Consider the following 17,847-nt stretch of genomic DNA (forward strand, 5'->3'; position numbering starts at 1 on the left):
GATCAGACCAGCTCAATCCACACCGTCACCGATTGGCGGGATGATGGCGTCGCAAAATGTGAGCCAATCGTCGTTCCAGATGCCCGAGTTCCTGCAATCGCTCCTGGAAATTCTGGTCGGAATCGGCCTGCTGTTCGCTGGCGGCGAGGTGTTTGTTCAAGGGGCGGTCACCCTTTCCCTGATTTTTGGCATCCCGCAGCTGGTGATTGGACTCACCGTGGTGTCCTTCGGCACCAGCGCTCCTGAACTGTTTGTCAGCGTGAGTTCAGTGCTTGAAGGCATGGACTCCCTGGCCGTGAGCAATGTGGTCGGGAGCAACATCTTCAACGTGATGGTGGTGCTCGGCAGCAGTGCTCTGGTGATGCCGCTTCGGGTGGAAAGCCGCCTTGTCCGGAGGGACGTGCCGGTGATGATTGCCGTCTCAGCGGCTGTTTGGGGCATGGCCTCCGCTGGGCGCGTCACCTGGCAATCAGGGGCAGCACTGTTGCTGGCTCTGGTGATCAACTCGATCTGGGAGATCCGCACCGCCCGCGAAGAACCGGAGAGCGTCGAGGAAGCCGAGCCCGATGTGAACCCTGAGCAGGGCAAACGCGGGGTGCTGAAAGCAGTTTTGTCTCTGTTGCTGGGCATCCTGCTACTCGGGGTTGGTTCCAAGGTGCTGGTCGCTGGCGCCTCAGGAGCCGCAATGCTTTTAGGAGTCAGCCAAGCCGTGATCGGCCTGACCATTGTGTCCGCCGGCACCTCGATGCCGGAACTGATCACGTCGCTGGTGGCTGCCCTCAAAGGCAAGACTGATCTGGCCATCGGCAACGTTGTCGGCAGCAATCTTCTGAACCAGCTGCTGGTGCTGGGCACGAGTGCGGTGGCTGCCAGCGGAACAGGCGGTCTTGAGGTGGGCGCTCTGCTGATCGAACGTGACATGCCCGTCATGGTGTTGACCGCATTGGCGTGTCTGCCCATTTTTTGGACCAAAGGACAGATCACCCGTCTGGAGGGGGGCATCCTCCTCGGCCTTTACATCTTTTATGTCGTGGATCAGGTGCTTCCACGCACCCTGCCCACATGGCAAGACGAGTTCCGGCTGGTGGTTCTCTGTCTTGTGCTTCCCGCTGTGATTGTTCTGATCGTGACGCAGGCTGGTCTCTACTGGCGCCAACTTCATCGCAACCGTCCCTGAGCAACAGCAACAACACGATGCTTCCTTCCAGCCTGGTTTGATCAGCAACTCATCACAGCCAGGCGCGGATTCGTTCACGAAAGGATGACTACACCCTGAAAGCTGATCATCCTTAGAAAGCGTTGCTCGGCTTGCCGATGCTCGAGCTGCTTCCACCGCTCAACGACAAAAACCTTCCCTGGTTGGATGTCATTCATCCAATCGTGGTGCACTTTGTGATCGCGATGGCGCTGATCAGCGTCGTTTTTGATCTGGTTGGTGTGATCACGCGACGAAGAAATCTCTTCGAAGTGAGCTTCTGGAATCTTGTGGTGGCCACGGTGGCCATCTTCGTAGCGATCATTTTCGGCCAGATTGAAGCTGGTCTAGCTAATCCTTACGGGGCCTCCCGCGACATCCTCAACTACCACAGCACCATTGGCTGGTCTCTGGCGGGGGTGTTAGGCCTCCTGACCGGATGGCGCTATGTGGTTCGGCAAAAAGATCCCACCCATTTGCCTGCTGGCTTTCTCGTGATTGATGGAGTGCTGGCAACCCTCGTGTTCTGCCAGGTCTATCTCGGAGACAAGCTGGTTTGGGTCTACGGACTGCACACCGTTCCTGTGGTGGAAGCCATTCGTAGTGGAGCGGTTTCATGACAGCGATCAGCCTGATCCACCTGATGGCCATTCCATCGCCCATCAACGACATCGCTGAGCAACTGGGGGCGAACGATCTCCCTTATGCCATTCCGATCCATCCGAATTTGGTGCACTTCACCATTGGATTGTTCGCCATCGGCGTCGCGTTTGATTTTGCAGGTGCGTTCTATCCGCTTGAAAAAAGGGTTTTCCGCTATCTCGCCCTGCCCGTTACCCGCAGTGGATTTCACGATGTGGGTTGGTACAACGTGCTCGCCTGCAGCGTCATCACCTTTTTCACGGTGGCCGCCGGCTTCTACGAGATGCTCCTGGCCGTCCCGCTGCCGGGAATTCGCAATGTGATTGGTCAGAATGCCATTAACACGATGCTTTGGCACGGCATTGGTGGTGTTGCCTTGCTACTGGCCATCGTGGCGATGACCATCTGGCGCGGCTACCAACGTTTCGTCTGGCGCAAGGATTTTGGCCGTCAAGTGTCCTGGCTCTATCTGGGCTGCGGAACCCTCATCCTGCTGATCATGGGCTTGCACGGAAGCCTCGGTGCCTGGCTAGCCAGTGAATTCGGTGTTCACATCACCGCAGATCAGCTTCTTGCGGCGGGTGCAGATCTCAAGGAGGCCCTGCCATGACATCCACACAAACCCCCAAGAAAGGATTCCCCCTCCGGTTGCTGATCGTTGTTGCGATCGCAGTTCTAGTCGATGCTCTCTTAAGCGTTCAGGTTGCGCGCTGGTCCTATGCATGGCTTCCTGTCCCTGCATCAACAGCAGCGCCCTATGTCGATGATCTGTTCAGTCTTGAAGTGGGGATTGGAGCCTTCATTTTCATCGGCTCCGTGGGATTCATCCTTTGGTCTGTGATCTTCAGCCGAGCTGAGAAATACGATGAAAGTGACGGTCTTCCCATCGAAGGCAACACCAAACTGGAAATCACGTGGACGGTGATTCCCTTCGTGATCGTGATGGCTTTGGCCTTCTATTCGATCCAAGTGAACGAAAAGCTGGCATCCCTGGGTCCCAAACAGAAATACGACGTTGCAGTCAATCAAGCCCCCGATGCCGTAGCAACGGTGGACGCACGTCGTGACATCGGGCCGATCGATGTGATCGCCCGCCAGTGGTCCTGGGAGTTCGTCTATCCAAATGGTGTACGGAGCTCAGAACTTCATTTACCGGTCAATCAGCGGGCCAATTTTCAGCTCAGCTCGGAGGATGTATTGCATGGCTTCTACATCCCCGCATTCCGTCTGAAGCAGGACATCATTCCCGGGAGTGTGATCTCTTACAGCATCACACCGACCCGGGAAGGTCGTTATCGCTTGCGCGACTCGATGTTCAGCGGCGCTTACTTCTCTAAAAATCAGACCGACGTGATTGTCGAGTCGGATCAGTCCTACGAAACATGGCTGAAGGCCACGGCCAAACGTCCACTGGTGCAGGGACTGAGCCCAGGAACACCTCTTTACGCCAAGCGACTTAAAGACGGTGACCGTGGCTGGGCCACGGTTGCTCCCGCAACACCACCGATGGTCAACGACCCCGGCAATCCCGACGAGCCCCACGACGCCTGACCCCGATGACCAGCACGAATTACGACCCGCGCGTGCTCAAGGCGCCGCACCCTGTTCCTGGGGCTCCCGACAACTGGAAACGCTTTTTCAGTTTCAATACTGACGCCAAGGTGATCGGTATTCAGTACATCGGCCTGTCACTGTTCTTCCTGCTTGTGGGAGGCCTGCTGGCCATGGTGATGCGTGGGGAGCTGATCACGCCACCATCCGATCTAGTTGACCCGAGTGTCTACAACGGTCTTTACACGATGCACGGGACAGTGATGCTGTTCCTGTTTCTTTTTCCGGTCCTGAATGGATTCAACAATCTCCTGATTCCCACCATGATCGGGGCGCCGGATATGGCCTTCCCCAAGGTGAATGCCGCCGCCTTCTGGCTGGTGCCTGTGTTTGCCCTGGTGTTGCTCAGCAGCTTTTTCGTACCGGGTGGTCCCGCATCATCCGGTTGGTGGTCGTATCCACCGGTCAGCATTCAGAACCCGCTCGGGCATCTGATCAACGGGGAATTTCTGTGGATTCTCGCCGTGGCGCTGTCCGGAATCTCCTCGATCATGGGCGCCATCAATTTTGTGACCACGATCCTGCGCATGCGGGCTCCTGGCATGGGTTTCTTCAAGATGCCGGTGTTTATCTGGACCGCCTGGGCCGCCCAGACCCTCCAGCTGATTGGCCTGCCCGCACTGACAGGGGGCGCCATCATGCTCCTGTTTGACCTCAGCTTCGGCACCAGTTTCTTCCGACCTGAAGGCGGTGGTGATCCGGTTCTTTATCAACACTTCTTCTGGTTTTACTCGCACCCAGCGGTGTACGTGATGGTGTTGCCGGTGTTCGGTATTTTTTCCGAACTGATCACGGTGTATTCCCGCAAGCCACTTTTCGGCTACAAGTTCGTGGCTCTGGCATCATTCATCATCACGTTCCTCGGTCTGATCGTGTGGGTTCACCACATGTTCTATACAGGAACACCGCAGTGGATGCGCAATCTGTTCATGGTCACCACCATGCTGATCGCCGTTCCAACAGGCGTGAAGGTGTTTGCATGGCTGGGCACACTCTGGGGAGGCAAAATCCGCCTCACCACTCCCATGTTGTTTGTCCTGGGAGGGCTGGTGAACTTCATCTTCGGCGGCATCACGGGTGTGATGCTTGGCACCGTTCCCATTGATATTCACGTCGGCAACACCTACTTCGTAGTCGCTCATTTCCACTACATCATCTTCAACACGATCGGATTCGGAATCTTCGCCGGCATCTACCACTGGTTTCCGAAGTTCACCGGACGCATGTATTACGAAGGTCTCGGCAAAGTACATTTCGCACTCACGTTCATCGGGGCCACCCTCAATTGGCTCCCGCTCCATTGGGCCGGCCTTTACGGCATGCCCCGCCGTGTCGCCTCCTATGACCCGGAATTTGCCATCTGGAATGTAATCGCCAGCATCGGAGCCTTCATGCTCGGGGTGGCTTCCATTCCATTCATTCTCAACATTGTCAGCTCCTGGTCACGCGGCGCCAAAGCGTCTGCCAACCCATGGAATGCGATCGGACTGGAGTGGCTGTTGCCCTCTCCACCCCCTGCCGAAAATTTTGAAGATGACGTGCCCACGGTGATCAATGAGCCCTATGGCTACGGACTTGGGCGCCCCCTCGTTGAGGATGAGGAGTTCTACATCCGCCGATCCATGGAGGCCTAATTCGATGACCAGCGCCAATCCAGATCTCGCTCTCAATCACGAACCGGGGCACATCAAGCATGACGGCCACAACCTCACCGGTTTCGTCATTTTTCTCTGCTCAGAAAGCATCATCTTTCTGGCATTCTTCGTCGGTTTTTCACTGCTGAAACTCACCAGCCCTGAATGGCTACCAGAGGGGGTTGAAGGTCTGGAGACAAAGCTTCCCTTCATCAACACCGTCATCCTGGTGAGTTCCAGCTTCGTCGCCTATTTCGCTGAGCGCTATCTGCACAGAGACAACCTCTGGGGATTCCGTGCCCTATGGCTGCTCACCATGGCCATGGGTGCCTACTTCGTCTACGGGCAGTACGTCGAATGGTCGGAACTTCCCTTCCATCTCAGCAGCGGCGTCTTTGGTGGGACTTTCTATCTGTTAACGGGATTCCATGGACTTCATGTCATCACCGGCATCCTGCTGATGGGTCTGATGCTGGCTCGATCCTTCCGTCCCAACAACTACGCCAAAGGGGAAATGGGCGTTACAGCCGTCAGCCTGTTCTGGCATTTCGTGGATGTGATCTGGATCATCCTCTACGTGCTGATCTACGTCTGGCAACGCACCACCTGATCAACCTGCAACGGCCGATTCACACCCCAAACATCCAGCCATGATCATTGACGATCGCCACTACGACATCATCGTTATCGGCAGTGGTGCCGGGGGAGGCACTCTCGCGGGTGCACTGAGTCGTGCTGGACGCCGAGTCCTGCTGCTCGAACGTGGCGAAGCCATGGCACTCAGCGACCAGAACGTCGCAGATGTGGATCTGCTGCGAAAGGATCGCTACCACCCCAAGGATGAGCGCTGGTTCGGACCTGACGGTGACCCGATCGCACCGCAAACCGCCTATGCGCTGGGAGGCAACACCAAGATCTGGGGTGCGGTTTTGGAGCGGATGCGGGAACGGGAGTTCGGCGAGGTGAAACTGCAGCAGGGCATGTCTCCCGCCTGGCCCCTTGATTACGGCACTCTGGCCCCGTACTACGACAAGGCCGAAGCGCTTTACCACGTGCATGGCAAGGTCGGTGTGGATCCCACCGAGCCACCACGCACCAAAGATTTCGAGCATCTGCCACGTCCATTAACACCGTTCCTCGAGCCGTTACGCGAAGGCTTGGAGCGTCAGGGTTGTCAGCCCTATGACCTGCCGATCAGCTGGTCCGACAATCAGGATGACCCCAGCGGCGACGCCCAGCTCTATGGGCTCGACAACGCCGACACCAACAACCTGCAGGTGCGCACCCTCGCCACCGTTCAACGGCTGCATGTGAATCCATCGGGCCGGGAAGTGAAGGGAGTGGAAGCCGATGTGGACGGAGAGGCCTGGCTGTTTTCAGCCGATCTGATCGTGCTGGCCGCAGGCGCCATCAACACCCCAGCAATCCTGCTGCGCTCCAGCAACGAGCGGCATTCGGGGGGACTCGCCAATCGCTCCGAACAGGTGGGACGCAATCTGATGAATCTTCAGCTCACGTCAATCCTGCAAAAAGCATCCGAAGCGAACAGCGGCCGCTATGCGCGATCCCTTGGGATCAATGACTACTACTGGGGAGACAAGAACGTCAGTTTTCCACTCGGCCACATTCAGGCCGCCGGCGGCGTACTGCAGGATGCCTTGTTCGCGGAATCACCTCCGGTGCTCTCCCTGGTGAGCAAGATGATTCCCGATGCTGGGATCGAACGTCTGGCGTCACGGTCCGTGGCGTGGTGGGCCATGACCGAAGTGCTGCCTGATCCAGAAAACCGCGTTTGGCTGAACAACAATCAAGTCCGTATCAATTACATCCACAACAACCGCGAAGCACACGATCGTCTCGTCTACCGCTGGATCGACACCCTCAAGGCGATCGAGGCGGACCCCCAGACCCAGGGAGTGACATCGCAGCCGGTGCATCCCCGGGGGGAAGCTCCATTGAGTGTGGTTGGCTTCGCCTGCGGCACCTGCCGCATGGGACACGATGCCGCCACATCCGTTGTGGATGCTGACGGCAAATGCCACGACGTCGACAACCTTTACATCGCCGACACCAGCGTGTTTGCCAGTTGCCCGAGTGTTGGACCAGGACTCACCACCATCGCTCTGGCCCTACGTCTCGCCGACACCCTTGATCGCAAAATCCGAGGTTGACCCCATGGCCATCAGGCCATCGTGACGAACTCCTCCGACACCGTGGGATGCAAGGCCATGGTGCGATCGAAGTCCGACTTGGTGGCCCCCATGCCAACGGCGATCGCAGCCATCTGAATGATCTCGGCCGCATGGTCGCCCACCATGTGGCAACCAAGCACCTTCTCTGAGCCCGCTTCAAGCACCAGTTTGAGCAGACAGCGCGGACCACGCTTGGGCAAGGACTGTTCCATGGAGCGGAAACGGGCGCGATGGATCACCACCCCCGACACCCCAAAGCGAGCCACCGCCTCATCCTCCGAAAGACCCACCGTGGCCAGTTCCGGTTGACTGAACACGGCGCTCGCCACGAGTTCATGGTTGACCTGCCGCGGCCGCTGGCCATAGATGCTGTCTGCGAAGGCGCGACCTTCGTCAATCGCAACGGGCGTCAGACAGATGCGGTCTGTGACATCGCCAACGGCGAAGACATGGGAGACGTTGGTGCACTGATCAGCATTCACCGGGACCCGATGCCCTTCCACGGTGATGCCCGCGGCTTGCAGGTTGAGTCCTTCCAGGAACGGGCGTCGACCTGTCGCCAACAGAACACCACCGCAGGGGAGCCGCTCTCCGGTTTGCGTGGACACAACGAGATCCCCTTGCACTCCTTCAATGGCGACAGGGCTGGCGGAGAAACGCAAGTCGATACCTTGCGCAAGCATGCCCTCCTGCACCGCCGACGACAGCTCGCTGTCGAAACCATGGAGAAGGTGATCGCGCCGCACGAGCTGGGTCACCTGCACACCCAGACCTCGAAGGATTCCGGCAAATTCGCAGGCGATGAAACCGGCGCCGACCACCACCACCCGTTCGGGGAAGCGCTCCAGCTGGAACATGTCATCACTCACCCAGGCCAGATGGGCGCCAGGAATATCGGGACGATGGGGACGACCACCCACGCCGATCATCACCCGTTCAGCGCGGAGCCGATGCTCAGGCACGCCCTCGGGGGTCGACGACACGACGATGTGCCGATCGTCCTCGAAGCGGCCCCAGCCTCGAATCAAGGTCACCCCGGCCTTCTCCAGGAAGTCGATGTGCAGCGCATTCAGGCGATCCACCTCGTTGCGCACATTGGCGAGCAACTGAGCCGAGTCGACCGTCAGCGCTGAAGGATGAATGCCGTAGCTGGGGGCATTCTCGAGATGCTCCACCATCTTGGATCCATAAACCAGCAGCTTCTTGGGCACACAGCCGCGAATCACGCAGGTTCCACCCACACGGTCGCCTTCGACGATGGCGACCTTGGCGCCGTAGCGCGCCGCCCGCTTGGCTGCCGCCAGACCACCAGAGCCAGCACCGATCACCACGAGATCAAACGACTGCTCCACCGGAATGCTCATCAATCGCTCCTCATTCTGAGGGCTATGCGATGGATCTCGGGATCCGTGCATGCATGAGGCAACCGCCGATTCGACCAGAATCAACGGGAACCCACCAACGCCATGCGTCTGAGCGTCACGACCAAGAGCACCGCTAAAGGCACTGCCAAAGCGGCCGCCCTCGCCACATTCCTCACGGTTGCCTTGTTGAGCTCACTGGCTCCAGTGCGATCGCTTGAGCTCAACGGTCAGACCAGCTTCGTGGCAGTGCCCACGAAGGCAAAACTGGTGAACTACCAGTGGTACGCCTTTCAGGGCAGAGCGGTGGCTTACGTGGTGCTCGAGTTTCCTGCTGGTGCCGAAGCAGGGCTCGGCGCTATCAGCCTCGAGCAGATCCGTGGCGTGCATCCGGCCTTTCGGTGGGGCGCCGTTCCGGTTCGAGCATTTTTGGGAACACCACGACGGGAAGGGGACGCGATTGCCGCAGAAGCCGAATTCGCTGACAAGGCGCGCAGCGTGATGGTGCATTTCCCACAGGCGGTGGCACCGGGCAACACCGTCACCGTGGCCTTTCAGCTGGGCAGGAATCCGCCTGAAGGTCTCTACAGCTTTTCCCTGTCAGCCATTCCTGCAGGCCCCAATCCCATCCCCCAGGTGGTCGGTGTCCTCCAGATGGACATCCTGCAACCCTTCCGAGACTGATGATCCAACACGGAAGAATCGTTGAGATCGGCATAGGGTGAGATTCGGAACGTTGCGGACTTCACCCTGCACCTGACCCATTTCGACCGGATTCCCGATCACGACGGCGAACACGATCTGTTCGAGGTCAAGGTGCGTGCGCTGCAACCCACCCAGATGTGTGTGGGACTCGCCGAGGTGTGGAGCCGTCAACGCGACTTCGGGGAGGACAGCAAGAGCGAAAGGCTCAGCTACTTGCGTGGCAAACCGGTGCCTCTGGTGCGCAACAGACAGGGCCAGCTCTGGATGGTGGATCGTCATCACCGTCTGCGGGCCCTGCTGGAGATGGATGCGGATGTCTCCACCTATGGCTATGTGATCGCTGAACTCGAAAGTGTCAATCGAAATGACGCCCTGGAAGCCCTCCAGCATCGGGGTTGGCTCTATCTCCACGATGGCCGTGGCAATGGACCATGGGCTCCATCAGACCTTCCGACCTCTCTTCTTGACCTGCAGGACGATCCCTACCGAAGCCTGGTGTGGAAGCTCAAGAAAGAACGACTGATCAAGCCACAACCCCTGATCCCTTATCACGAATTCCGCTGGGGCAGCTGGCTCCGCACCCGCCCTTTGCCTCCGTTCAGTTCAGCGCAACTCGAACCGGCGCTGCCAGCCGCCCGACGGCTCTGCCAATCTTCAGCGGCGCGACACCTGGCTGGCTGGACCGGCAATTCCTGAACTCACCTAACGCTTGCGCCTGGAGTCGATCTGGAGCAGGTCACGCACTCGCTGAACCTGACTCGCAACCTGGGGATCGCTGGCGAGTTTCTTCTCCACCTGTTCGATGGCATACATCACGGTGGTGTGGTCCTTCCCTCCGAAGGTTTCACCGATGCGAGGCAAGCTCAGCCCCGTGCCCTGACGCATCAGAAACATTCCCACCTGGCGGGCCTGGCTGACCGCACGACGACGGCTGCTGCTGCGCATGTCATCCGCCGACACCCCGAACACTTCGGACACCTTGTCGATCACCTGCTCAGGCGTGACTTCCACACCCTGACCACTGGGGTCAAGCATCGGGGCCACCGACTCAACCGTCATGGGCATGCCGGTGATCGATGAGAACGCCACGGCGCGGGTCAGAGCACCTTCGAGTTCACGGATGTTGGAGGTGAAGCGACCAGAGATGTACTGAATCAGGTCTCGGGGGAGCGAAACCCGTTCCTGCTCGGCTTTCTTCTGCAGGATCGCCATACGGGTCTCCAGATCAGGCGCCTGGATGTCAGCGATCAATCCCATCGAGAAGCGTGAGATCAGGCGCTCCTGGAGTCGTGGAATCTGACTGGGTGGGCGATCGCTGGCGATCACGATCTGGCGGCCGGCCTCATGCAGCGCGTTGAAGGTGTGAAAGAACTCTTCCTGGGTGTACTCCTTGCCCTCAATGAACTGGATGTCATCCACAAGGATCAGATCAGCTGCTCGGTAGCGATCCCGGAAGGCCTGCATGCCGTCCTTGCGGATGGCCACGATCAGGTCATTGGTGAAGGTTTCGGTGGAAACGTAGAAAACTTTGGCCTCAGGGTCGATCTCCAGGCGGTAATGGCCAATGGCCTGCATCAGGTGGGTCTTGCCAAGACCCACACCACCGCAGATGAACAACGGGTTGAACTCGCGCCCAGGCGCTTCCGCGACAGCTAGCGCGGCCGCATGGGCCATGCGGCTGTTGGGGCCGACCACAAAGCGGTTGAACACGTAGCGCATGTTCAGGCCCGGAAGCCGCCTCGGCGCAGCAGCGCTCGGAGTCGCCGCAGGGGGCTGAGCCGCCACGGGGGTGGAATCAGGGGCCGCAGCCGAGGCAGCGCTGCCGGCACCTGCCGCAGCCTGGAGATCATCCCCATCGCGGGCCTGAACCGACACCTTCACCGGCTGACCAACGATCTCACCGGCCACATCCGCAATCGTGCTCGCGTAGTTCTTGCGCAGCCAGTTGCTGGCAAAGCTGTTGGGAGCGAGCAGCGTGAGCGTTCCATCCCGGAATCCGCTGCATTGAGCCGGTCGAATCCAGGTTTCGAAGGTGGGTTTGCTGAGGTTGCTCTGAAGGGCCTTCTGAACATGACTCCAAAGCTCACTGCCCGTCAGCACCGCGTCGCCTGAATCAAGGAGGCTGAATCTACGCACCTCTGACCGATCGTTCAGTCTTTAATGAGACCCTGACCAAGTCACGGATGTCCATGGCCCCCGCCAGCCTGCGCTCACTGCAAAGGATTTCACTGCTTCTGGGAATCGGCCTCATCGGCACAACGCTGAGCGGCTGCGGAACCTCCTGGCGCGAACGGGTCGGGCTGGAGAAGCCTCCAGCCACGGAACCGCTGCCGGAAGTCAGTGATGGGCCTCGTTCAGCCCCGCTGCAACCGGGCAAGAACGTCATCGTTCAGGCCGTGGATCGGGTGGGTCCGGCCGTGGTTCGAATCGACACCGTCAAGCGCGTGGTCAACCCGCTGGGCAACCTGTTTGGAGGACGTCCACCGGTCCAGCAGCAAGCCGGGCAGGGGTCGGGGTTCATCACCCGCTCCGACGGATTGATCTTCACCAATGCTCACGTGGTGGAAGGGGCTGATCAGGTTTCCGTGACACTCCCTGACGGCCGCAGCTTCCGCGGAGACGTGCTGGGTGGTGATCCGCTGACCGATGTGGCCGTGGTTCGCGTGGTGGCCGACAAGCTGCCCGTCGCTCCGCTGGGAAATTCCAACGATCTCAAACCTGGAGAGTGGGCCATTGCCATCGGCAACCCACTCGGCCTGAACAACACCGTGACGGCAGGAATCATCAGCGCCGTTGACCGCACCAATGCCGTTGGGGAAGGGCAGCGAGTTCCTTACATACAGACCGATGCAGCCGTGAATCCCGGCAACAGTGGCGGTCCATTGATCAATGCCGCCGGTCAGGTGATTGGCATCAACACCGCGATCCGTCAGGCGCCTGGAGCCGGACTGAGCTTTGCAATCCCGATCAATCTGGCCAAACGCATCGCCCAGCAGATCATTAGCACCGGTCAGGCCTCCCACCCCTTCATTGGCGTGCGCCTGCAGGGTCTGACTCCCCAGCTCGCCAAGGAGATCAACGCCACCAGTGACTTCTGCCAGGTCCCAGAACTGAACGGTGCACTCGTGATCGAGGTGGTGATCGACAGCCCAGCCTCCCGTGGAGGAATCAAGACTTGCGATCTGATCCGCAATGTCAACGGCACCAAGGTTCAGGACCCCTCACAGGTGCAGCTGGCGGTGGACCGCGGACGCGTCGGGCAACCCATGCCGATCGTGGTCGAACGCGACGGCGAGACAGTGGAGCTGACGGTGACGCCCGAAGAGCTTCCCCGTCAGCAGTGATGCACGCGCAACGGATCCGATGACACTGCCGGTGTTGGTGGTGATGACCCGCTGGCCGGCCAGCGGTCGTTGCAAACGGCGACTGGCTCATGCCCTGGGGGCATCGCCAGCGGCACGCATCCAGTCACGGCTGATTGCCCACACCTTGACCGTCGCGCGGAACATGGCGGCGCAGCAGCGGCTCCATCTGCACATTGCTGTCAGCGGCGCGGGCCCCCGTGCACGTCAACGTTGGTTGGCATCGATGCCCGAGGCCAGGGTCATCGGCCAGGGCAACGGTGACCTCGGCAATCGCATGCGACGGGAGGTGCTCAGGGCCAGGACGCTGCATCCCGGCTCACCGGTGATCCTGATCGGGACGGATCTGCCCAATCTGGAGGAACGGGATCTCACGCAAGCCATCGAAGCGCTGAAAACCGCAGCTGTGGTGCTTGGTCCATCCCAAGACGGGGGCTACTGGCTGCTCGGCCTGAATGGCTCAGCCTCCGGAGCACCCCGCTGGCCCTTCCACTCCATGCCATGGGGGACCGAGCGGGTGTGTCGTGTGACGCGCGAACGCGCTCGGCTTCATGGCGTGGAGCCCGTTGAGCTCATGGAACGCAACGACATCGACCAGCTGAACGACCTGACAGCTTGGCTGGAATGACCAGGCACCAGCCTCAAGTGAGCGTGATCGTGCTCTGCCTGAATGAGGCAGCGCGCCTGCCGCTCTTGCTGGCAGACCTGCAGCAGAGCAAGTTCCCACTCGAGATTCTGATCAGTGATGGTGGCAGCAACGATGCCAGCCCACAGATTGCGGAACTGGCCGGCGGGCGCGTCATCAGGGTCCATCCCCCTTGCCGGGGACGTCAGCTGGCGATCGCGGCCGGCGAAGCCAGAGGGGATTGGCTGCTCTTCCTCCATGCCGACAGCCGGTTGGCACCCAGCTGGCAGGACTCAGTCATCCGTCTGCTGCGGTCAGCGGAGGCCCAGGACTCCGGTTGGTATTTCGACCTGTGCATCGAGCCGGCCTCGTGGGCAAGACGCCTGCTGGAGCAGCTCGTGCACGTGCGCAGCCGCTGGTTGCAGCGCCCTTATGGTGATCAGGGGTTGCTGATTCACCGCGGCCTGTATGAGCGCTGCGGTGGTTTCAAGGAGCTGCCGCTGATGGAAGATCTCGATCTGGTCGAGCGCTTGAGCAAGATCACGCGCTTGCGCCGGATTGGCTTGCCGCTGACCACGGATGGGCGGCGCTGGGATCAGGATGGTGTGCTCCGGCGCAGCTGGCGCAACGCCATGCTGCGTCACCAATGGAAACGAGGCGCGTCAGCGGAGCAACTGGCGCGTCGCTACAGCGCTGATCAGTTGGCATACCAGAAGCCACAGCGGTGACCGCCGGGTTCCAGATCCCATCCGAGACGTTTGTAGAACGGCAACACACCAGGATCAGCGAACAGCGTGGCCCGCTCGGTACCGAGCGCGCGCAAGGCATCCAGGATGTAGTCCATCAGCTGACTGCCGAGTCCGGAGCCCTGATAAAGCGGATGAACGGCCACATCCCAGATGGTGGCCTCCAGCACACCATCACCGGTGCAGCGGGCAAAGCCCACCAGGCGAGGTACCCGCAGATCATGCCGCCACAGGCCAACTCTCAAAAGGCTGTGGTCCAGGGCTTTGCGCACGCGCCGCACAGGCCGACGACTCCAACCCACCGCCTCCAGCAGCTGCTCAAGCTCCACCAGATCAAAGGGGCGGTGCTGGCTGAACACCAAGGTCAGTTGATCGCTGGGTGACGCACACAGCTTCGCCTGATCGCCGTACATCGCCTGCAGGATCTCTGGAGTCAGGGAGGAGTGGTCGGTCACCGGACGGGGCAATTTCAGGTCGATCCTGACGCACCGAAGGCCAAAAGAGCGGCAAGGTGGAATGGCCTGATCTGACGCGATGACTGCCGACCGCCTGTTGATCGCTGTCCATGGCTGGCTTCTCAGCAAGCAGGTCTGGGCTCCGTTCGCCGACGGTTGGGCTCGGCAGCATCGGGAGATCGAGCTCTGGTGCCCGGACCTACCCGGTTTCGGCGATGCACCCAGGCCCTCTGGCTTGCTGCCGAACCTGGCGAGCTATGGGCGGTGGCTAGCTGAAGCAGCCAGCGAGAGGGCCCAGGGACGTCCATTCGTGCTGATGGGTCATTCCCTCGGCGGCAGTGTGGTGCTGCACGCCGAAGCGGAATTGCGCCGTCAACAACGATCGAATCTCTACGGGGTGGTGCAGCTGGCAGCCGGAGGTGGCATCTATCAACCAAGACCCTTTCGTCGTCTGCGCGGCATTGGCAATCTGATCCTGGAACTGCGTCCCGATGGCTTGGGCCGATGGCCGGCGCCGATCGGTTCACTGGGTCCATTCAAGGCCGAACATCGGGCCGCCCGAGGCCTGCTCGTGAACAGCACCTGCCGGGGTGCGGTGCGCGAACTACCTGGCTTGGTCGCTGAGCTTGGCGTCAACAATCTCTGGATCAGCGGTGACAAGGACCAGGTGATGGAACCTGGTTATGTGCGACATCTGGCGGCTTACAGCCCCTACCACGACTACCGGGAGCTCAGCTCCTGCGGCCACCTGGCCATGCGTGAGCAACCGGACCAACTCCGGAGAATGCTGATCGAATGGATGGCCGATCAGAGCCGCGCCAATCCCCGCTCCTGAAGTTCGGCAAGTTCGGCGTAGAGACCGCCCTGAGCGCGAAGCTGACGATGAGTGCCCTGCTCGATCAGGCGACCACGACGCAGCACCAGAATCCGATCAGCCGCTTCCACCGTGGCCAGGCGGTGGGCAATCACCACAGCCGTGCGCCGCTCGAGCAGCCGATCAAGATCCCGCTGCAGGGTGGCTTCGGTGGAAGGATCCATGAAGGCTGTGGCCTCATCCATCACCAGCACATTGGGGTTGCGGATCGCGACCCTTGCCACAGCCAGAAGCTGACGCTCACCGGAGCTGAGGTTGCCACCCCGTTCCCGCAGTTCCGTGTCAAGCCCCTGGGGCAAGCGACCGAGCAAGCCGTTCAAGCCCAGATCCCTGCAGATCTCGCTCAGCTGCCGATCATCGATCTCACGATCCAGACGGAGATTGTCAGCAACAGTGCCGCTGAAGAGGAAGGTGTCCTGAAGAACCACACCCAACTGACGGCGCAGCTCGGCAAGCGGCAGGGTGCGGATGTCGCGACCATCCAGCAGGATTCGCCCCTGTTGGGGCTCATACAGGCGACACAGCAAACGGATGACTGTGGTCTTGCCGGAGCCGGTGGGGCCGACCAAGGCCACATGCTCACCGGGCGCGATGCGGAAGCTGAGGTCCTGAAGGATCGGCTCATCAGGGCGATAGGCGAAATGCACACCTTCAAAAATCACTTCCCCGCGTGTTGAGGGCATCACCTGCAAAGGTCTGGCCGTGCCATCCGGGGCATCTGAGGTGAGATCAGCGGAGAGATCCCGAATCTCAAGTGGCTCCTCCAGGAGTTCTCCGATCCGCTCCACAGCGGTCAGTCCCCCCTGAATCTGTGTGAAGCGCTCAGCCATCTGGCGCAGAGGGTCGAACAAACGTTGGGAATAAAGAATGAAGGTGGTGAGTGTTCCAAGCCCGATCGCGCCGCCCGTCACCATCCATCCGCCAAGGGCCAGAACGACAGCGACGGCTCCGAGAGCCACCCACTCCAGGAAGGCAGAAATGCTGCTGTCGAACAGGATCGTTCCATTGACCGCTTCCCGGTAGGCCCGACCCGTGCGGTTGAAGCGCTCACCGTTGAAGGCCTCACGTCGAAACATCTGGACGACATCGAGGCCCTGCAGATTTTCCTGAAAGTCAGCGTTGAGCTGAGACAACTCCTCACGGACCCGGTAATTGGCCTTGCGATACCGCCGTTGCAACCAGAGGATCACCAGGGTCACAGGAACCTGAGACACCAGAAGCAGCAGGCCCAGGCGCCACTCGATGAGCAGCATGGTGACGGCGATCACCGTGAGCGTGACAAGGTCGGTGATCACACCAACAGCTCCACTGGCGAAAACCTCAGCAAGAGCATCCACATCGCTGGTGAGACGCGTCAGCAGCTTTCCCACAGGCATGCGGTCGTGATACCTGAGGGAAAGATCCATCGCATGGGAGAACAGGTCACGGCGGATCCTGGCCGTGAGTCGCTGACCCAGGTACTGGTTGTTGGAGAGCTGAACCCTCTGCAGAGCAAAACGCAGCAGCACCGCGATCAGCAATGCAGCAATGATCAGTCGGAGAGCAAGGGTGCTGTCGAGCGGCTGGAGAAGCGGCACCACCGCTTCGTTGGTGGCACCACCCACGGTGCGAAGAATCGAGATGGCCTGACCGATGAGCAGCGGCTGAACGGCAACGGAAAAAGCCAGCGGCACCAACAGCGTCAGCGTCAGCAGCAAGCGACGACGGTCCTGTCCGAGGTAACGACCCAGACGGCGGATGCGTTTCAGGTCCGAACCGGCCATCAGGCTGCACTCACCGGAGTGGACCTTTGTGCATCCATGGCCGTGATGATCTGCTGAAGCTCTCCCTGATCGAGGCGCAGGGACAGGGGATGCCCCACCAACCGCGCGGTGGTGTGGAAGAGATCCTCGATCGCGACGAGACCGTTGTCTCTGAGGGTTCGACCTGTGGCCACCAGGTCGACAATCGCTTCGGCGATGCCGGTGATCGGACCCAACTCAACCGAGCCCGACAGGTGCACCAGCTCGACGGGAAGGTCAATGGAGTCGAAATACTGCCTGGCGCAGCGGGTGAACTTGCTGGCGACGCGGCAATGAGGGGGCAGATCCGTTACGCGCTGATAACCGCTGCTGGATTTCACAGCCACGGACATGCGGCAACCGCCAAATCCGAGATCGGCCAGGTGAGCAACGGGCATCTGATGCTCTCGCAGTACGTCGTAACCGACCACGCCGAGCTGCGCCTGGCCGTACGCGACGTAGACCGGCACATCACCGTTGCGAACCAGCAGAGCCCTGGCTCGACCGCAAACGGATGGAACCATCAACTGACGGTTATCGGGGTCAAGCACCGCTGAAAAATCCAGTCCCGCTGCTTTGAAACGGTCCACTGAGTCGCGCAGTAGCGCGCCCTTGGCCAGTGCAACGGTGATCATGGAAGCCTGCATCGTTCGAAACTTTAACG

Annotated in this window: 18 protein-coding genes; 13 read left to right on the plus strand and 5 right to left on the minus strand. The window is 60.1% G+C overall.

The window, feature by feature from the left end; genetic code table 11:
• The first annotated feature begins 79 nt into the window (after window positions 1-79).
• From SynNOUM97013_RS09010 to SynNOUM97013_RS09040, 7 genes are all read left to right on the plus strand, one after another.
• Window positions 80-1,177 (plus strand): calcium/sodium antiporter, encoded by a 1,098-nt coding sequence (locus tag SynNOUM97013_RS09010; RefSeq protein WP_186479437.1) that lies wholly within the window; start codon window positions 80-82, stop codon window positions 1,175-1,177.
• A gap of 137 nt (window positions 1,178-1,314) precedes the next feature.
• On the plus strand, window positions 1,315-1,815 hold the full coding sequence (locus SynNOUM97013_RS09015) for a DUF2231 domain-containing protein (protein ID WP_186479438.1): 501 nt from the start codon (window positions 1,315-1,317) through the stop codon (window positions 1,813-1,815).
• On the plus strand, window positions 1,812-2,447 hold the full coding sequence (locus SynNOUM97013_RS09020; RefSeq protein ID WP_186479439.1) for a DUF2231 domain-containing protein: 636 nt from the start codon (window positions 1,812-1,814) through the stop codon (window positions 2,445-2,447). Before SynNOUM97013_RS09015 ends, SynNOUM97013_RS09020 begins: the two co-directional genes overlap by 4 nt.
• Window positions 2,444-3,388: a cytochrome c oxidase subunit II gene (locus SynNOUM97013_RS09025; RefSeq protein ID WP_186479440.1), complete on the plus strand. Its 945-nt coding sequence runs from the start codon at window positions 2,444-2,446 to the stop codon at window positions 3,386-3,388. Before SynNOUM97013_RS09020 ends, SynNOUM97013_RS09025 begins: the two co-directional genes overlap by 4 nt.
• Window positions 3,389-3,393: 5 nt before the next feature.
• Entirely contained in the window at window positions 3,394-5,082 is a 1,689-nt protein-coding gene (locus tag SynNOUM97013_RS09030; RefSeq protein WP_186479441.1) for a cbb3-type cytochrome c oxidase subunit I, read from the plus strand.
• Window positions 5,083-5,086: 4 nt separating this feature from the next.
• Window positions 5,087-5,692 carry a heme-copper oxidase subunit III gene (locus SynNOUM97013_RS09035; RefSeq protein WP_186479442.1) on the plus strand — a complete coding sequence of 202 codons (606 nt, stop codon included), beginning with the start codon at window positions 5,087-5,089 and terminating at the stop codon, window positions 5,690-5,692.
• Between the two features lie 40 nt (window positions 5,693-5,732).
• Window positions 5,733-7,253 (plus strand): GMC oxidoreductase, encoded by a 1,521-nt coding sequence (locus SynNOUM97013_RS09040; RefSeq protein ID WP_186479443.1) that lies wholly within the window; start codon window positions 5,733-5,735, stop codon window positions 7,251-7,253.
• An 11-nt stretch (window positions 7,254-7,264) separates the two neighbouring features.
• Here SynNOUM97013_RS09040 and gorA read toward each other — a convergent pair whose 3' ends face one another.
• Window positions 7,265-8,626: a glutathione-disulfide reductase gene (gene gorA / locus SynNOUM97013_RS09045; RefSeq protein ID WP_186481546.1), complete on the minus strand. Its 1,362-nt coding sequence runs from the start codon at window positions 8,624-8,626 to the stop codon at window positions 7,265-7,267.
• Between the two features lie 114 nt (window positions 8,627-8,740).
• Here gorA and SynNOUM97013_RS09050 point away from each other — a divergent pair, with 114 nt between their 5' ends.
• Window positions 8,741-9,319 (plus strand): DUF2808 domain-containing protein, encoded by a 579-nt coding sequence (locus tag SynNOUM97013_RS09050; RefSeq protein WP_186479444.1) that lies wholly within the window; start codon window positions 8,741-8,743, stop codon window positions 9,317-9,319.
• Between the two features lie 66 nt (window positions 9,320-9,385).
• Window positions 9,386-10,036: a ParB-like protein gene (locus SynNOUM97013_RS09055; protein WP_370586476.1), complete on the plus strand. Its 651-nt coding sequence runs from the start codon at window positions 9,386-9,388 to the stop codon at window positions 10,034-10,036.
• 6 nt (window positions 10,037-10,042) lie between these two features.
• Here the strand turns inward: SynNOUM97013_RS09055 and dnaA are convergent, their stop codons facing one another.
• Complete coding sequence (gene dnaA, locus SynNOUM97013_RS09060; RefSeq protein WP_255442706.1) at window positions 10,043-11,476, minus strand: chromosomal replication initiator protein DnaA; 1,434 nt, start codon at window positions 11,474-11,476, stop codon at window positions 10,043-10,045.
• Window positions 11,477-11,529: 53 nt separating this feature from the next.
• Here dnaA and SynNOUM97013_RS09065 point away from each other — a divergent pair, with 53 nt between their 5' ends.
• From SynNOUM97013_RS09065 to SynNOUM97013_RS09075, 3 genes are read left to right on the plus strand one after another with little or no spacing between them, the layout of a single operon-like run.
• Window positions 11,530-12,684: a trypsin-like peptidase domain-containing protein gene (locus SynNOUM97013_RS09065; protein WP_186479445.1), complete on the plus strand. Its 1,155-nt coding sequence runs from the start codon at window positions 11,530-11,532 to the stop codon at window positions 12,682-12,684.
• 19 nt (window positions 12,685-12,703) lie between these two features.
• Window positions 12,704-13,330 (plus strand): TIGR04282 family arsenosugar biosynthesis glycosyltransferase, encoded by a 627-nt coding sequence (locus tag SynNOUM97013_RS09070; protein ID WP_186479446.1) that lies wholly within the window; start codon window positions 12,704-12,706, stop codon window positions 13,328-13,330.
• Entirely contained in the window at window positions 13,327-14,055 is a 729-nt protein-coding gene (locus tag SynNOUM97013_RS09075) for a TIGR04283 family arsenosugar biosynthesis glycosyltransferase (protein ID WP_186479447.1), read from the plus strand. The genes SynNOUM97013_RS09070 and SynNOUM97013_RS09075 overlap by 4 nt, the downstream gene beginning before the upstream one ends.
• Here SynNOUM97013_RS09075 and SynNOUM97013_RS09080 read toward each other — a convergent pair.
• Window positions 14,025-14,528, minus strand: a complete 504-nt coding sequence (locus tag SynNOUM97013_RS09080) for a GNAT family N-acetyltransferase (protein WP_370586419.1) — start codon at window positions 14,526-14,528, stop codon at window positions 14,025-14,027. The two genes, SynNOUM97013_RS09075 and SynNOUM97013_RS09080, sit on opposite strands and share 31 nt — an antisense overlap.
• Window positions 14,529-14,607: 79 nt before the next feature.
• Between SynNOUM97013_RS09080 and SynNOUM97013_RS09085 the strand changes: the two genes are divergently transcribed.
• Window positions 14,608-15,363: an alpha/beta fold hydrolase gene (locus tag SynNOUM97013_RS09085; protein WP_186479448.1), complete on the plus strand. Its 756-nt coding sequence runs from the start codon at window positions 14,608-14,610 to the stop codon at window positions 15,361-15,363.
• On the opposite strand, the gene SynNOUM97013_RS09090 is transcribed toward SynNOUM97013_RS09085, so the two are convergent.
• Both SynNOUM97013_RS09090 and hisG read right to left on the minus strand, forming a co-directional pair.
• On the minus strand, window positions 15,336-17,165 hold the full coding sequence (locus SynNOUM97013_RS09090) for an ABC transporter ATP-binding protein (RefSeq protein ID WP_186479449.1): 1,830 nt from the start codon (window positions 17,163-17,165) through the stop codon (window positions 15,336-15,338). The two genes, SynNOUM97013_RS09085 and SynNOUM97013_RS09090, sit on opposite strands and share 28 nt — an antisense overlap.
• Window positions 17,165-17,818, minus strand: a complete 654-nt coding sequence (gene hisG, locus SynNOUM97013_RS09095; protein WP_186481550.1) for an ATP phosphoribosyltransferase — start codon at window positions 17,816-17,818, stop codon at window positions 17,165-17,167. Before hisG ends, SynNOUM97013_RS09090 begins: the two co-directional genes overlap by 1 nt.
• Window positions 17,819-17,847 lie beyond the last annotated feature (29 nt).

The organism is Synechococcus sp. NOUM97013 (assembly GCF_014279815.1).
Lineage (GTDB): Bacteria > Cyanobacteriota > Cyanobacteriia > PCC-6307 > Cyanobiaceae > Synechococcus_C.

Excerpts from the sequence above, each read along its gene's own strand:
- SynNOUM97013_RS09070 (WP_186479446.1), top strand. The coding sequence starts at position 12,704 with ATGACACTGCCGGTGTTGGTGGTGATGACCCGCTGGCCGGCCAGCGGT.
- SynNOUM97013_RS09010 (WP_186479437.1), top strand. The coding sequence starts at position 80 with ATGCCCGAGTTCCTGCAATCGCTCCTGGAAATTCTGGTCGGAATCGGC.
- SynNOUM97013_RS09020 (WP_186479439.1), top strand. The coding sequence starts at position 1,812 with ATGACAGCGATCAGCCTGATCCACCTGATGGCCATTCCATCGCCCATC.
- SynNOUM97013_RS09040 (WP_186479443.1), top strand. The coding sequence starts at position 5,733 with ATGATCATTGACGATCGCCACTACGACATCATCGTTATCGGCAGTGGT.
- SynNOUM97013_RS09075 (WP_186479447.1), top strand. The coding sequence starts at position 13,327 with ATGACCAGGCACCAGCCTCAAGTGAGCGTGATCGTGCTCTGCCTGAAT.
- SynNOUM97013_RS09065 (WP_186479445.1), top strand. The coding sequence starts at position 11,530 with ATGGCCCCCGCCAGCCTGCGCTCACTGCAAAGGATTTCACTGCTTCTG.
- SynNOUM97013_RS09035 (WP_186479442.1), top strand. The coding sequence starts at position 5,087 with ATGACCAGCGCCAATCCAGATCTCGCTCTCAATCACGAACCGGGGCAC.
- SynNOUM97013_RS09015 (WP_186479438.1), top strand. The coding sequence starts at position 1,315 with ATGCTCGAGCTGCTTCCACCGCTCAACGACAAAAACCTTCCCTGGTTG.
- SynNOUM97013_RS09030 (WP_186479441.1), top strand. The coding sequence starts at position 3,394 with ATGACCAGCACGAATTACGACCCGCGCGTGCTCAAGGCGCCGCACCCT.
- SynNOUM97013_RS09090 (WP_186479449.1), bottom strand. The coding sequence starts at position 17,165 with ATGGCCGGTTCGGACCTGAAACGCATCCGCCGTCTGGGTCGTTACCTC.
- SynNOUM97013_RS09085 (WP_186479448.1), top strand. The coding sequence starts at position 14,608 with ATGACTGCCGACCGCCTGTTGATCGCTGTCCATGGCTGGCTTCTCAGC.
- hisG (WP_186481550.1), bottom strand. The coding sequence starts at position 17,818 with ATGATCACCGTTGCACTGGCCAAGGGCGCGCTACTGCGCGACTCAGTG.
- SynNOUM97013_RS09050 (WP_186479444.1), top strand. The coding sequence starts at position 8,741 with ATGCGTCTGAGCGTCACGACCAAGAGCACCGCTAAAGGCACTGCCAAA.
- SynNOUM97013_RS09025 (WP_186479440.1), top strand. The coding sequence starts at position 2,444 with ATGACATCCACACAAACCCCCAAGAAAGGATTCCCCCTCCGGTTGCTG.